A 13,764-nucleotide genomic window follows, 5' to 3' on the forward strand; every position below is an offset into this window, starting at 1 on the left:
TGCGATCAGACATCGCAACCCATCAATGGTCGTCCACAGCCGAGCGCAGCACGGCACCCACGGACCGCGTACTCAACCGCATCGTCATCGCGTCGGTCGCCGGCAATCCGATGGCGTGGTACGACTTTTTTGTCTACGGTACGGCTGCCGCCCTCGTGCTTTACGCGGCATGGCGTCGACTCGGCGTGGGTGGCGGATTCGTGCTTTCGTCGGCCGCGTTTCTCGCGGCGCATCCTGAAAGCCGCGACTTCGGGAACGCCAAACAATCCGGCAAGACTTCGCACATGCCTGTGCTCGCCGGCGAACTGTCCAGCACCGAGGTGCGCTATTCGGGCGTCGCGCTCGGGCATGACGTGGCGTCCATCTTCGCGGGCCGGCCTCTCCCCGCTCCTCGCCACGGCATTGTTGGCGCATTACCACGCGTCCTGGCCAGTTGCTCTGTTTCTCATCGTGCCAGGTCTCGTTGCGGTCGTGACGCTCAAGTTCACGCACGAACGCGGCACCGGCAAGTACTCTTTAATTCCACGCCCGTCGATTCGGCCGCTGTCAACCGCGCGAATGCTTCGGCACGATATCGTTGGCTTCATTGCGGTTGTTGCGAAGGTAGTGAAATTAATGTCACTGATGCCTGAGAGACTTTTTAATCTATTTCTCTTATTCATTGCTTGAGGCTAATCTCGACCCATCGTCCCCAGGAAAAGTCACACGAAGATAATCATGCAAGCTCAAACCCTGAAAGTCCGGGTCGACGCCTTGCGCGAAGAAGCGCATGGCGTGCGCTCATTCATCATTTCGCGCGTCGATAGACTGCCGTTTGAACGTCACGAACCCGGCGCACATATCGATGTCACGAGTCCCTCGGGTGTCGTTCGACAATACTCCCTGTGCGGCGACCCTGAATGCCTCGAATCGCAAACCTTCGCGGTGAAGAAGGAAGGACAGTCGCGTGGCGGGTCCCGCTCGCTTCACGACGAAGTCAACGTTGGCACCGAGTTGTCCGTCGGTGCGCCGCGCAATCTTTTCCGGCTCTCCGAAGACGCGAGCGAACACATCCTGATCGGCGCGGGCATCGGCATTACGCCCTTACTTTCGATGGCGTATCGCCTCTCCGCAAGGAATGCGCGCTTCACGCTGCACTACTTCACGCGAAGCAAGGAGCATGCAGCTTTCATGGCGCTGCTCGCCCGTCCGCCGTTCGATGCACACGTGCAGCTTCATTTCGGCGTTGAGCGGGAAGACCTTCCCGCACGGCTCGATGCCTGTACGCGTGAGGCCGGCAGCGACGCGCATGTCTACACCTGCGGCCCGGGTCCATTCATGGACCTGGTGGTACAAAGCGCGCAGACGCGCCTGCCGGCCGACGCGATTCATCTTGAGCGCTTCAAGGCCGAGCCCGCCGCGCCATCAAGCGACGCGTCGCTCGACAGCTTCGACGTTCAGATCGCGAGCACCGGGCAAACCGTGCATGTGGACGCGAAGCGTTCGATCGTGGATGCGCTCGCATCGATTGGCATCGAAGTGGATACGTCGTGCGGCGAAGGCGTGTGCGGCACATGCATGGTCGATGTGGTGAGCGGCGAGCCGGAGCACCGTGACCATTGCCTGAGCAAGGCGGAGCGCGCGAGCAACAGCGTGATCTGCTGTTGCGTCTCGCGTTCGCGTTCGCCGGTGCTCGTGCTCGACATCTGAGCCGCGAGACTGCACGTTCTACACTTTGGTGAAATCCGCGAGGACGTCGGTCATGAGACCCCGCATCGAGGCGATGCCTTCGTCCTCGTGAAAATGCTCGTGCCAGTGCATCGTGACGGCGGCCTTGGGTAAGGAAACCGGCAGCGCGTAAATGCGAAAGGTGTCGCCCTGATTGAGGATGTGTGCGAGCTTCTCGGGCAGCGTGGCGAAAAGATCCGTTGCGGCGAGTACGCCCGGCACCGCCACGAAGTGCGGCAACGCCAGGGCAATGTTGCGTCCCACGCCTTGCGCGCGCAAGGCGTCGTCGAGATTGTGGTGACTATGCTCGAGCGACCGCACCTGCACGTGCGACGCGGAAAGAAACTGCTCCAGCTCGAGCTTGCTTCCCGCTGGCAGACCACGGCGCTTGCGCGTCATGCACACATACGACTCCTCGAACAGCAGCAAATGGCGCGTGCGCGGCAATAGCGACGGCAGGTTGCCGATCGCAAAGTCCAGCCTGCTCGAACGCAGCGCTTCCTCGATCTCCTCCACCGGCAGTGGTTCGATCAGCAGCTTCACGCGCGGCGCCATGTCGTGCAATGCGGCGCAAAGGGCCGGCAAATAGGCCATTTCGCCCGCGTCCGACAGGGACAAGCGAAACGTGCGCGTGCTCGTTGCCGGATCGAAACGCTCGGCATAGCGCAACGCCTGGCGCACGGTATCCAGCGCGCGGCCGACGATCTCCGCCAACTCCAGCGCAACCGGCGTGGGCTGCATGCCCGAACGCGTGCGAATGAAGAGCGGGTCATCGAAAAGCGTGCGCAAGCGTCCGAGCGAATAACTGACCGCCGGTTGCGACAGCGCGAGGCGCTCGCCAGCGCGCGTCAGACTGCGCTCTTCGACGATCGCCTGAAAGACGCGCAAAAGGTTGAGATCGATGTGATCGATGGACGTCATGGGAACTCACAAGATATTGGCCGCACTTATTTGACGACCGTTTTTTAATCGATTTGACGCATGATCTTCGGAAAGCGAGACTGATGTCAACGAGAGGATGCGCTCATGTGGTTTCAGCATCCTCGTGTTAGTCACTCATTCAGCAACCCCTATTTCCCCACGAAAACGATGAGTACGCCGACCTACCAAACCATTGACACAAGCGCGCTCGCAAAGCGCGCCGAGTCGGATCGCATTGCGCCTTCCCTCTACTACGATCCGGAACTGTTCGAAGCGGAACTGGAGCGCATTTTCTACAAGACGTGGATCTGGGTCGCACACGACAGCGAACTGCCGAAACCCGGCGATTTCGTGACCACGACCATCGGCCGGCAGCCGGTCATCGTGGTGCGCGACAAGATCGGCGCCGTGAACGTGCTGCAGAACCGCTGCCGCCATCGCGGCGCCACGGTGTGTGAAGAGCACAAGGGCAACGCGAAGGGCTTCACGTGCCCGTATCACAGCTGGTCCTATGCGCTCGACGGCACGCTTCGCGCGTTGCCTTATGGCGACGGCTACGAAGGCGTGTGTGAAAAAAACGATCTGCCGCTCAAGAAGCTGCGCGTCGGCGTCTACCAGGGTTTGATCTTCGCAAGCTTCAACCAAACGATCGAACCGCTCGAAGACTTCCTCGGCGGCGCCAAGCCGTGGATCGATCTCTTCATGAAGCAGGGCGCGGGCTATCCGATCAAGGCCAACGGCGAGCACAAGTTCAAGTTCAAGGGCAACTGGAAGATCCAGCTCGAGAACACGACAGATTTGTATCACTTCCCGGTCGTGCACAAGTCGTGGATGAAGTCTATCGACGAGGAAACCGCCGCCGCGATTACCAGCTTCATGACCAGCGATCAGGCGTTTTGCCGCTCGCTCGGCAACGGTCATAGCCTGGCGGTGCTGATGCCGGAAATCGTCGATCTCGACAAAGACGACGGCGCGCCGATTCCCGAGCGCTTCCAGGAACTCGCCGCGCAACTCGCCGAAAAGCACACGCCGGAGGAAGCACGCCGCATTGTGCGTTCGCTGATGGGCGTCGGCTTCAATCTGAACCTGTTCCCGAACCTTGCGCTCTCGATGGCGTTCTTCCGCGTGCTGCGCCCGATTTCCGCGGAAGAAACGGAGATCCGTCATGTCGCACTCGCCATGGAAGGTGGTCCGGAAGAAGCAAACCGCGTGCGCCTGCGCATTCACGAACACTTCCAGGGTCCGTTCGGCTTCGGCAGTCCCGACGATGCCGAAGCGTGGGAACGCGTGCAGCGTGGCTCGTATGCGGGTCCCGACGTGCCGATTCTCGTAAATCGCGGCCTGAATCGCGAGACCACCGCGCCAAACGGCGAAAAGACCGCGCACTCGACGGACGAGACCGGCATGCGCGAAGCGTACAAGCAATGGCGCGCAATGATGGAGCAAGAATGATGGACGACCGCAACGAACTCTTCTCCCAGCAGACCTACGCACGCTCGATCGAATTGATCTGGCGCGAAGCCGAGCTTCTGGACCGGCGCGACTATCGCGCGTGGCTCGACATGTGGGACCCGAAAGGCATTTACGTGGTGCCAATTGATCCGGACACGACCGACTACGCATCGACACTGAACTATGCGTTCGACGATCAGCACATGCGTGAATTGCGCGTGCAGCGCATGACCTCCGGCTATTCGGCGTCCGCATCCGACGCCGCGCGAACGGTGCGTACGGTGTCGCGCTTCACCTTGTCGAGCGACACTGCGGATCTCGTCGGAGTGAAGTCCTCGCAGATCATCATCGCGTACAAGCGCGGCGTGTCGACGATTTTCGCGGCCGACCTCACACATAAGATCAGCATGGCGAACGGCGAGCCGCGTCTCGTCGAGAAAGTCATCCGCCTGATCAATTCGACCGAAGCACTGAACGCCATCGGCTTCCTGCTTTGATGTTAAATCGCGCATCGGCGGCAGCACGCGCGGACGCGCGCAATTTTTCGTGACACGTTTTTATGCCGACACTCGAAGTCTATCTTCCCCAAGGTCACGCCGACGACCGCAAAGCCTCGCTCATTCAGGGACTGACGCAGGCGACGGTAGATGCAATCGGTGCGCCCGCCGAGTCCGTGCGCATTCTACTTTCGGAGTTGCCCGCCGCGAACATCGGTCTGGGCGGTAAACTCACGCCGGCCGGGTTGCCCGTCATTATCGCGATCCTGATAGCGGGCCGCACGGATGCCCAGAAAGAAGCGCTGATCGCCGCGCTATCCGAAACGAGCGTCGCCGTGCTCGATGTACCCTTGCAAGCCACGCGCGTGATTATCAAGGACATTCCCAACACCAACTTCGGACTTGGCGGTCAAACCGCGCGCGCCCTCGGTCGATAAGCTCGCGAAGTCCTCGCCCTTCTAACGATAGCGCGGCGACGCGCAGCAAGGAAAAACACCATGACTGACACTCGAGTCCTGCCGTTGCGCGTGCTGTTCTGCTGCGGCGTCTCGCAGAACTTCTTCGATCTGCCCCGCGAGCAGATCGGCGATGTGTGGCAAGCCTACGGCAAGATGCTCAGTGCAATCGAAACGATGGAGAATGTGCGTGTGCTCGGCATCATGGACGACGACCGGCTCGTGGTTGGAAACGCCGACAGTGCGCCGTGGACCTTCTACATCATGGCCGATGTCGCCGATTTCGACACGGCAGTTGCGATCTGCAATCTGTATCGCACCACACCCGTCGGCGATTACAACCTGTGGCGCTACGGCAAGATCGAAGCGCGCGTGGGCCGCGCGCTGACGGTCCCGCCCGTCGAAAACAACGATGACGCGTGACGCCATGAGCGATTCCATCATCGAAACGCTGCAGGCGCGGCTTCGGGCACTCGAAGCACAAAATTCGGTGCGCAAGACCATGGCGCGCTATATGGCATTGTGCGACGTGCCTGCACGCGCACTCGTAGGCGAATCGCTCGCTGCGCTCTTTAGCGACGACGCCGTGTGGGAAGGCATCGGCCCGCAATACGCGCACAAGTTCGGCCGGCTCGAGGGCCCCGGTCCGATCGTCGGCATGTTGCAGCGCTATCTGCCTCCCACGCCGCATTTCACCACCAACGTGCATTTCCTCACCGCGGAGCACATCGAGGTCGACGGCGACCATGCCAAGGGACGCTGGATTATGCTTCAGGCGTCCGGCTATGTCGACTCGGAGGCGCAGTTGATCGCGGCCCGCCTCGGAGTGGACTTCGTGCCCTCGTCACATGATGATTCGGCGTGGCTGATACGGCGCTTCACCACCGAGCGCCTCTTCGATGCACCATGGAACGTCAATCCGGCCGTAGGGATTTCAACATGAGCGCCTTTCTGCAAGGGTTCGATCTCAGTGCTAGTACTGCCGATAGTGCCAATGACGCTAACCGCGCCGACCGGCCGACCATCGCGATCAAGGACAGCATCGACATCGCCGGCTATCCGACCACCGCGGCCAGCCGCGCGCTCGCCGATGCGCCGCCCGCGTCGCAGCATGCGCAAGTCGTCCAGCACCTGCTCGACGCGGGCTGGCGCATCACCGGCAAGACCAACATGCACGAACTCGCTTTCGGCATGACTGGCATCAACGATTTTTGCGGCACGCCGCAGAATCCGCAGGATGTATCGCGCATTCCGGGCGGCTCGTCTAGCGGTTCGGCATCGGCAGTGGGGCAGAAACTCGTCGACGCAGCGCTCGGCACGGACACAGGTGGATCTGTCCGCGGCCCCGCCGCATGTTGCGGCATCATCGGTCTGAAGCCGACTTTCGGACGCGTGTCGCGCGAAGGCGTCGCCCCCCGCGAGACCACGCTCGATTGCGTCGGTCCGTTCGGGCGGCACATGAAGACAATCGTCGACGTGATGCTCGCAATCGATCCTTCTTTCGACGCAAGTCGAGCACGTCGCGACGTTTCGAAAGCGCGGATCGGCATTCCTCGCGTGGAGGCCGACAGCGAGATCCTGCGTGCGATCGCAACGGCGATATCACGCACAGGCTTCGCAACCCACGACCTTCGTCTCACTTCGATGAACGACGCGTTCGCAGCGGGCCTCGCGGTCATCAACGCGGAGACATGGCGCGCGTTCGGTCATCTCGTGGACAGCGGCAAGCTCGGCGCCGATATCGAAGCCCGATTGCGAGCCGCTTCGAAGACGACGGCCGCGGATCTGGACGCAGCGGAACACGTGCGACGCGAGTTCACCGCTGAAGTCGACGCGGCGCTGAATGAAGTCGATGTCCTCGTGCTGCCCACCATGCCCGCTTTGCCGATTACACTGGACGCCGCGCGCGCTGGCGCGTCGGTGATCGCCATGTCATCGCTGATCCGGCCGTTTAATCTCAGTGGTCATCCCGCGCTCACGCTGCCGGTTGCCGTGGAAGGCTCCCCCCTCAAGGCCGGGTTGCAGATCGTCGGTTGCAAGGGCGACGACGAAACAGTGTGCGCCGTGGCGGCGCATATCGAAGCGATACTTGCAGGCTGAGAGGCAACGCATGAAGGGAAATCGACACGATGTCCAACAAAGTCGTGCTTGTAACGGGCGCCGCGAGGGGACTCGGCGCGGTAATCGCGCGCCGCTTCCATGCTGCCGGATACAACGTCGCGCTGGGCGATGTCTCGTTCGATGCCGCAGCCACGCTCGCACACCAGTTGAGCAGTGACGGGGAGACTGCTGTCGCGATCAAGCTCGACGTAGCGTTGAAGCGCGATTTCGAAAACGCGCGCGATGCGTTGCTCGCCCGCCGGAGTACGATCGATGCCATCGTGAACAACGCGGGCGCGTCCAAGGTGGTGCCCGTCATGGAAATCACCGCTGAGCAATTCGATCAGGTGATCGACGTCAATCTGCGCAGCGTGTTGTTCGGCTGCCAGATCTTCGGTCAGTACTTCGCGGATCGAGGCGTCGGGCGCATCGTTAATATCGCGTCGCTCGCGGGACAAAACGGCGGCTCGGCCACGGGCGCGCACTATGCAGCCGCCAAGGGTGGCGCGATCACGCTCACCAAAGTCTTCGCACGCGATCTCGCTTCGCGTGGCGTGACGGTTAATGCAATCTCGCCGGGGCCGCTCGATCTGCCGATCGTCCACGAGAGCGTACCCGCCGACAGGCTGAAGCAGCTCATCGCCGGGATACCCGTGGGGAAGCTGGGTTCGGCGGACTACATCGCGGATGTCGCCGTGCTGCTCGCCTCTGCCGGGGCCTATTTTGCCAATGGGGCGTGCTGGGACGTCAACGGTGGGCTGTTCATGCGTTGACCGAGCCCAGCCGCGGCTTCATTCGCACATCGCCGAACGCACGGCGGTTCGGCTCACGCGCGGCTCCATTGCATCGACAGGTCACCGTCGATCGTCCACGTTTGTCCGGTCAGGCATCTATTATTGCAACCACTTTATGGCTGACCGTGCCGCGATTTCACGTACAGCAGGAATTTCGTTAATCTCCTGCTTGTGCGGAGGTTTGGATGTCAGAGAAGCTAGTGCCAAAGCGGCAATACACCGACGAGTTCAAGGTCGAGGCCATCAGGCTTGCCGAATCAGTGGGGCAGCATGAAGCCGCGCGCACGCTCGGTGTTCCCGCGGCAACCGTGGGCAACTGGAGTCGACGTAGCCGCAGTTCCAAGGATATTGGCGAAGTCGACGGCCGCGAAGTGAAGAACACACGATCGACCCGCCCGATCAATGAACTGGAGGCGGAGAACAGCCGACTCCGCAAAGAGCTCGCTAGTGCAAAACACGATATCGAGATGCTTCGAAAAGCGACGGAGTACTTCGTGAAGGGGTCGCGTGAAGTACGCATGGATCGCCGAGCACCGCGACAGTACAGTGGTACTCGACTATGTCGCATCCTAAAGGTGTCGCGCAGCGGATATTGCCAGTGGCGTAACCGTGAGCCGAGTCAGCGAGCGAGGCCAGCGCCGCGCTCGATCGGGAGGTGGCGGCGATTCATCGCGCCAGTCGCGGGAGCTACGGCCCGTATCGTGCGGCAATTAAAGACCCAGGGCTAGCCGGTGAGCGCCGAACGCGTACGCCGTAGTCTGCAACGCCTGGGACTGCGTACGGTCTACAAACGCCCGTATCGGGTGACGACCGATTCGGCACATCGCCTACCGGTGGCACCCAAATTGCTTGATCGTCGCTTCGACGGGTGGCAGCCTGAGCAGGCCTGGGTCAGCGACATCACGTTCAGCAGAACCGGCGAAGGCTGGTTATACCTGGCTGCCATTCTGGATCTGGCAAGCGGGCGCATCGTAGGCTGGCCGATGTCAGAGCGCATCAACGCGGGACTTGCCTGCCAGGCACTGCGCAGCGCGTGCTGGCAGCGCAAACCGGCGCCGGGCCTGCTGTTACTTTCCGATCGCGGAAGTCAATACGCAAGCCGGGCGTACCGGAAACTGGCCAACGACTTCAGGATGAACGTTTCGATGATCCGCCGCGCTAACGCGTGGGATAACGCGCCGATGGAAAGCTTCTTCAAGACCCTTAAGGTCGAAGGAATCTATCAGGTTCACTACGAAACGCGCGCTCAGGCCCGTCTGGATATCGTCGACCAGATCGAGGGCTATTACAATCGACAACGTCTGCACGCCTCTATCGATTTCTTCACCCCAGTCGACTATGAGGCCAGGTTGATCGCTGCATGACTTGCTGTACGTGGAAACGAGGCTGATCAGTTCTTCGCCACTTTCTAATAGCCCTCTAGGTGGACCGCCCGTCAGCTTGCGCTTGCGCAGCCTCGAGAATCCGCAACGCCAACAAATTGGCGGCTGGCTGGCGGCTATGGGCAGGACGCTCGACCAAGCCAACTTCCCTGAAGAAGGTGGCTTCGCCAAGACTCAAAGCAACAACCTCGTCCGGAAGCGACAACGCAGATGTAGATGGAAGTAGCGCCACTCCCGCCCCCCGCCGAACGAGTTGAACAATCCCCTGAAGTTCGTCAAGTTCGATTGCCTCTTTCACGGAAATCTTCGAGCGGCGCAGAAATTGATCGACCAGCCTGCCGTCGAAAGCGTTTCGATCGTAGCGGATGAACGGCTCCGATTCCAGCAACGCTCGCCACGTGAAGCGTTGATGCGTCTTCGGTGCCAGGAGGAAGAAGGGCTCAGATAACAGCACTCTCCACTGTAGATCAGCGGGAAGGGTGAACCGGGGTTTGATTATCACCGCCATGTCCACCTCGCCGGAATCCACCTGTCCCAGCAAATTTAGGGAAACCCCTGGAACCAGCCTCACACGGCATTCCGGATTCTCAGATCGGAAGATTGACAGTGCATCCGCAAGGAAAGACGCCTGCGCCGAGGAAATGGCGCCGACCCGGATCAGGCCGGCACGGGAGCTTGCCGCGCTACGGCCAAGCTTTGAATAGGCCGCCATGATTTCGTCCGCTACGGCAAGAGCCTCGTAGCCGGCCGAATTGAGCACGGCGTGCCGGCCGCTGCGATCAAACAATGCGAGGCCCAGCTCTTCCTCGAGCCTGTGGATCTGCGCACTAACAGCCGATTGCGTGAGCCCGATATTGGCGCCGGCGCTAGCGAACGACCCGTAGCGCACCACGGCCAAGAAGGTCTGAAGTTCCCGAAGCATCGCGACTCATCAAAAAAAATGTTCACAAGGGCAAAAACATATCGTTTTCGGTGCTTTATTTTTCGCCATAGACTACCCCTAACGATCCATCTTGAGAAGTGAAGAACTGCACCCCGCGACCTTCTAGGTGTGAACCCTACGTGAGCCACAAACGGCATTGCGGCTTGTGCGTCCGTCTGCCTGCGCACTTCAGAAAAAGATTTTCAAGTCAAGACCAATGTAAAGAGGAGTATTAGTCATGCTTAAGACAATTAAGATTTTTTCCGGGATCGCTTTGCTGGCAATGGCTTGCAATGCCATGGCCGACGACCTGGGCCCCACCCTGCAGAAAATCAAAGACACGGGAATCATTTCGCTTGGCGTGAGATACGATTCCCCGCCGTTCAACTACAACCTGGGTGGCAATCAACAAGCGGGATATTCATACGATATCAGCACGAAGATCGTCGAAGCCGTCAAGCAGCGACTCAATATGCCGACGTTGCAGGTAAAGGAACTGAGCGTCACTTCCCAGAACCGTATCCCGTTGCTGATGAACGGAACAATTGATCTCGAGTGCGGCACGACGACCAACAACTTGGAGCGCGAGAAGCAGGTGGGATTTTCAACCACCATCTTCATCATCGGGACTCGCCTTCTTGTAAAGAAAGACAGCGGCATCAAGGATTGGTCGGACCTGAAGGACCACAATGTGGTTGCTGCAGCAGGATCGACTGGGGAGCGCCTGCTGCGAGACATGAACGACAAGAAAAAACTGGGGATGAACATCATCGGCGCCAAAGACGTTGGAGAGGCATTCTTGATGTTGGAGTCTGGCCGCGCGGCCGGATACATGGACGACGACGCAATCTTGTACGCTGAGCGCGCAAAGGCGAGATCGCCCCAGGACTGGATGATCGTCGCCAAGCCTTTCACCCGGGAAGCTTACGGCTGCATGCTCCGAAAGGATGACGCGCCGTTCAAGAAGTTGGTGGACAACGTCATTTCCCGAATGATGACGGATGGTTCGATCAATAAGCTCTACACCAAATGGTTTATGCAGCCGATCCCGCCAAGAGGATTCAACGTTGATTTCCCGATGTCTGCCGATATGAAGACGCTTATCGCCAACCCGAACGATAAGGCGCTTGACGAGTAGTCTGCGTGCCTTTATCGAATATTGAATACCGGAAGGCGGTCGCCTTCCGGCATGGCAAGGACCGGTACGCACAAACTCGTTACACAATCGGCGCGCAGGCGTGTAGTCATATCCAGTGACCAAACGAAGCGCAAGATCCACGTTTGACATCTGGCGAACGCCGAAAGACCGCGAACTAGCCTGAAGAGTTGCGCGGTCGGGACGCGGCCATACGGATACCATGCCTTACCTCTTCCATTGGGACGTATTTCTTGAAAGAGCCTCGGCCAGCGAGACGTATCTTGACTGGATAGTATCCGGGCTGAAGGTCACCATCGCGGTCGGGTCAACTTCCTGGATCATCGCTCTGTGCATTGGCTCCGTTCTCGGCGTGATGCGCACGCTACCAAACAGATGGGCATCCCGGTTTGCCAGTGCGTACGTTGAACTCTTTAGAAACGTTCCGCTGCTGGTCCAACTGTTTATCTGGTATTTCGTCGTTCCAGAATTGCTGCCATGGGGAACGGCAATCAAACAGATGAACCCCGTTACCCAGCAATTCCTGGCAGGCGTCATCTGTTTGGGAACATTCACGGCCGCGCGGATTTGCGAGCAGGTGCGCTCCGGGATTGGCAGCCTTTCACGTGGCCAGGGAAACGCAAGCCTCGCCTTGGGTCTGACTTCTCTACAGACATACCGCTACGTTGTGCTGCCGATGGCGTTCCGCATCATCGTGCCGCCCCTCACGACGGAGTTCGTCAACATCTTTCAGAATTCTGCAGTGGCCTCAACCATCGGTCTTCTGGATCTGGCCGGCCAGGGACGCCAGTTAGTCGACTACACGGCCCGTCCTTATGAGTCGTTTATCGCGGTAACGCTGTTGTACTGCCTCCTGAACGTGGCCATCATGATGTTGATGCGATGGATCGAGCGACGCGTTCGAGTTCCCGGTTATATCAGCTCCAAATAAGAGATCAATATGGCCTACGCATTCGATTTCAGCCTGATCAATTCCGCCAACCTCAAAGTGCTTGGCGAAGGCATGGTGGTATCCCTCGAGATTACATTGACGGCCGCAATCGTCGGCATTGTCTGGGGCGCCATTCTCGCGATGATGCGTCTATCCTCGATTCGGCCGTTGAGCTGGTTTTCGGAGGGGTACGTGACCGTATGCCGCTCCATTCCACTGGTGATGGTATTGCTGTGGTTCTTTCTGATCGTCCCGCAGTTGCTACAGAAGGTATTAGGCCTGTCGGCCGCCTCGGATCTCCGAATGACGTCCTCCCTGATCGCTTTCTCGCTGTTCGAGGCCGCGTACTGCTCAGAGATCATCCGCGCGGGTATTCAGGGCGTTCCACGTGGCCAGCTATTCGCCGCACAGGCGCTGGGAATGCACTATGGACAGGTCATGCTATTGGTCATCCTGCCGCAGGCCTTTCGCAATATGGTGCCACTGCTTCTGATGCAAGGGATCATCCTCTTCCAGGACTCATCGCTCGTCTACGTCAGTGCACTAGCAGACTTCTTCGGCCGAGCCTACGACATCGGTGAGCGCGATGGGCGCACAGTCGACATGCTGCTGTTCGCCGGCGTCGTCTATTTCGTGATCTGTTTCTTCGCTTCCCAATTGGTAAGGCGTCTCCAGAAAAGGGCTTCCATATGATCGAGATAAACAACGTATCCAAGCATTACGGGGCTTTCCAGGTGCTAACCGATTGCACCACTCAGGTCGCCAAGGGTGAGGTGGTCGTGGTATGCGGCCCGTCCGGATCAGGCAAATCTACGCTAATCAAGACCATCAATGGCCTGGAGCCCATACAGAAAGGCGACATCCTGGTGAACGGGACGCCCGTATGCAGTCCGAAGACGAATCTTTCCAAGCTTCGGTCGAAGGTAGGCATGGTGTTTCAGCACTTCGAGCTTTTCCCACACCTGACGATCACCGAGAACCTGACGCTCGGGCAGATCAAGGTGCTGGGCCGCGGCAAAGACGAGGCGACCGATAAGGGCTTAAAGCTGCTCGAGCGCGTCGGCCTCAAGACGCAGGCGAACAAGTACCCGGGTCAGCTATCGGGCGGCCAGCAGCAGCGCGTGGCCATTGCCCGCGCGCTCTCAATGGACCCGATCGCCATGCTGTTCGACGAGCCGACGTCGGCGCTTGATCCGGAGATGATCAACGAGGTGCTGGATGTGATGGTCGAACTTGCGCGTGAAGGCATGACGATGATGTGTGTAACGCACGAGATGGGGTTCGCAAAGAAGGTTGCACACCGCGTGATCTTCATGGACCAGGGAAGGATATTGGAAGACACCCCGAAGGATGAGTTCTTCGGAAACGTTGAGCAGCGAACCGACCGTGCGAAACAGTTCCTTTCGAGAATTCTCCACCACTAATCTGCTTTCGATGAAGGTTGCAC

14 protein-coding genes and 3 pseudogenes are annotated in these 13,764 nt (G+C 59.4%); 15 read left to right on the forward strand and 2 right to left on the reverse strand.

What is annotated here, in order from left to right:
- Positions 1-11 precede the first annotated feature (11 nt).
- The 3 genes and pseudogenes from KHO23_RS35680 to KHO23_RS24380 all read left to right on the forward strand — a co-directional run.
- Positions 12-158: pseudogene (locus KHO23_RS35680) on the forward strand (MFS transporter); the annotation flags it as partial.
- A gap of 126 nt (positions 159-284) precedes the next feature.
- Positions 285-495, forward strand: a pseudogene (locus KHO23_RS35685) (MFS transporter); the annotation flags it as partial.
- 222 nt (positions 496-717) lie between these two features.
- On the forward strand, positions 718-1,689 hold the full coding sequence (locus KHO23_RS24380; protein ID WP_211613924.1) for a PDR/VanB family oxidoreductase: 972 nt from the start codon (positions 718-720) through the stop codon (positions 1,687-1,689).
- Positions 1,690-1,707: 18 nt separating this feature from the next.
- On the opposite strand, the gene KHO23_RS24385 is transcribed toward KHO23_RS24380, so the two are convergent.
- Positions 1,708-2,628, reverse strand: a complete 921-nt coding sequence (locus KHO23_RS24385) for a LysR family transcriptional regulator (protein ID WP_211613926.1) — start codon at positions 2,626-2,628, stop codon at positions 1,708-1,710.
- Positions 2,629-2,796: 168 nt separating this feature from the next.
- On the opposite strand from KHO23_RS24385, the gene KHO23_RS24390 reads away from it, so the two are divergent.
- From KHO23_RS24390 to KHO23_RS24425, 8 genes and pseudogenes are all read left to right on the forward strand, one after another.
- Positions 2,797-4,080, forward strand: coding sequence for an aromatic ring-hydroxylating oxygenase subunit alpha (locus KHO23_RS24390; protein WP_211613928.1), 1,284 nt, complete (start codon positions 2,797-2,799; stop codon positions 4,078-4,080).
- Entirely contained in the window at positions 4,077-4,577 is a 501-nt protein-coding gene (locus tag KHO23_RS24395; RefSeq protein ID WP_211613929.1) for an aromatic-ring-hydroxylating dioxygenase subunit beta, read from the forward strand. Before KHO23_RS24390 ends, KHO23_RS24395 begins: the two co-directional genes overlap by 4 nt.
- A gap of 62 nt (positions 4,578-4,639) precedes the next feature.
- Positions 4,640-5,014, forward strand: coding sequence for a tautomerase family protein (locus KHO23_RS24400; RefSeq protein ID WP_211613930.1), 375 nt, complete (start codon positions 4,640-4,642; stop codon positions 5,012-5,014).
- A 60-nt stretch (positions 5,015-5,074) separates the two neighbouring features.
- Positions 5,075-5,455 (forward strand): hypothetical protein, encoded by a 381-nt coding sequence (locus KHO23_RS24405; RefSeq protein ID WP_211613931.1) that lies wholly within the window; start codon positions 5,075-5,077, stop codon positions 5,453-5,455.
- 4 nt (positions 5,456-5,459) lie between these two features.
- Positions 5,460-5,975, forward strand: coding sequence for a nuclear transport factor 2 family protein (locus KHO23_RS24410; RefSeq protein ID WP_211613932.1), 516 nt, complete (start codon positions 5,460-5,462; stop codon positions 5,973-5,975).
- Positions 5,972-7,132: an amidase gene (locus tag KHO23_RS24415; protein ID WP_211613933.1), complete on the forward strand. Its 1,161-nt coding sequence runs from the start codon at positions 5,972-5,974 to the stop codon at positions 7,130-7,132. Before KHO23_RS24410 ends, KHO23_RS24415 begins: the two co-directional genes overlap by 4 nt.
- 29 nt (positions 7,133-7,161) lie before the next feature.
- On the forward strand, positions 7,162-7,905 hold the full coding sequence (locus KHO23_RS24420; protein ID WP_211613934.1) for an SDR family NAD(P)-dependent oxidoreductase: 744 nt from the start codon (positions 7,162-7,164) through the stop codon (positions 7,903-7,905).
- Positions 7,906-8,111: 206 nt separating this feature from the next.
- Positions 8,112-9,290, forward strand: a pseudogene (locus KHO23_RS24425) (IS3 family transposase).
- A gap of 55 nt (positions 9,291-9,345) precedes the next feature.
- Here the strand turns inward: KHO23_RS24425 and KHO23_RS24430 are convergent.
- The gene (locus tag KHO23_RS24430; protein WP_211613935.1) at positions 9,346-10,230 is read right to left on the reverse strand and encodes a LysR family transcriptional regulator; all 885 of its coding nucleotides are present in this window, start codon (positions 10,228-10,230) and stop codon (positions 9,346-9,348) included.
- Positions 10,231-10,513: 283 nt separating this feature from the next.
- On the opposite strand from KHO23_RS24430, the gene KHO23_RS24435 reads away from it, so the two are divergent.
- From KHO23_RS24435 to KHO23_RS24450, 4 genes are all read left to right on the forward strand, one after another.
- Positions 10,514-11,368, forward strand: a complete 855-nt coding sequence (locus tag KHO23_RS24435; RefSeq protein ID WP_236066984.1) for a transporter substrate-binding domain-containing protein — start codon at positions 10,514-10,516, stop codon at positions 11,366-11,368.
- A gap of 220 nt (positions 11,369-11,588) precedes the next feature.
- Entirely contained in the window at positions 11,589-12,317 is a 729-nt protein-coding gene (locus KHO23_RS24440) for an amino acid ABC transporter permease (protein ID WP_211613939.1), read from the forward strand.
- A 9-nt stretch (positions 12,318-12,326) separates the two neighbouring features.
- Positions 12,327-13,010, forward strand: coding sequence for an ABC transporter permease subunit (locus tag KHO23_RS24445; protein WP_211613941.1), 684 nt, complete (start codon positions 12,327-12,329; stop codon positions 13,008-13,010).
- The gene (locus tag KHO23_RS24450; RefSeq protein WP_054042205.1) at positions 13,007-13,741 is read left to right on the forward strand and encodes an amino acid ABC transporter ATP-binding protein; all 735 of its coding nucleotides are present in this window, start codon (positions 13,007-13,009) and stop codon (positions 13,739-13,741) included. Before KHO23_RS24445 ends, KHO23_RS24450 begins: the two co-directional genes overlap by 4 nt.
- Positions 13,742-13,764: the final 23 nt, after the last annotated feature.

It is taken from the genome of Paraburkholderia haematera (assembly GCF_905220975.1).
Taxonomy (GTDB): Bacteria; Pseudomonadota; Gammaproteobacteria; order Burkholderiales; family Burkholderiaceae; genus Paraburkholderia; species Paraburkholderia haematera.

Coding starts and splice junctions, on each gene's coding strand:
- KHO23_RS24380 (WP_211613924.1), top strand. CDS start 718: ATGCAAGCTCAAACCCTGAAAGTCCGGGTCGACGCCTTGCGCGAAGAA.
- KHO23_RS24385 (WP_211613926.1), bottom strand. CDS start 2,628: ATGACGTCCATCGATCACATCGATCTCAACCTTTTGCGCGTCTTTCAG.
- KHO23_RS24390 (WP_211613928.1), top strand. CDS start 2,797: ATGAGTACGCCGACCTACCAAACCATTGACACAAGCGCGCTCGCAAAG.
- KHO23_RS24395 (WP_211613929.1), top strand. CDS start 4,077: ATGATGGACGACCGCAACGAACTCTTCTCCCAGCAGACCTACGCACGC.
- KHO23_RS24400 (WP_211613930.1), top strand. CDS start 4,640: ATGCCGACACTCGAAGTCTATCTTCCCCAAGGTCACGCCGACGACCGC.
- KHO23_RS24405 (WP_211613931.1), top strand. CDS start 5,075: ATGACTGACACTCGAGTCCTGCCGTTGCGCGTGCTGTTCTGCTGCGGC.
- KHO23_RS24410 (WP_211613932.1), top strand. CDS start 5,460: ATGAGCGATTCCATCATCGAAACGCTGCAGGCGCGGCTTCGGGCACTC.
- KHO23_RS24415 (WP_211613933.1), top strand. CDS start 5,972: ATGAGCGCCTTTCTGCAAGGGTTCGATCTCAGTGCTAGTACTGCCGAT.
- KHO23_RS24420 (WP_211613934.1), top strand. CDS start 7,162: ATGTCCAACAAAGTCGTGCTTGTAACGGGCGCCGCGAGGGGACTCGGC.
- KHO23_RS24430 (WP_211613935.1), bottom strand. CDS start 10,230: ATGCTTCGGGAACTTCAGACCTTCTTGGCCGTGGTGCGCTACGGGTCG.
- KHO23_RS24435 (WP_236066984.1), top strand. CDS start 10,514: ATGGCTTGCAATGCCATGGCCGACGACCTGGGCCCCACCCTGCAGAAA.
- KHO23_RS24440 (WP_211613939.1), top strand. CDS start 11,589: ATGCCTTACCTCTTCCATTGGGACGTATTTCTTGAAAGAGCCTCGGCC.
- KHO23_RS24445 (WP_211613941.1), top strand. CDS start 12,327: ATGGCCTACGCATTCGATTTCAGCCTGATCAATTCCGCCAACCTCAAA.
- KHO23_RS24450 (WP_054042205.1), top strand. CDS start 13,007: ATGATCGAGATAAACAACGTATCCAAGCATTACGGGGCTTTCCAGGTG.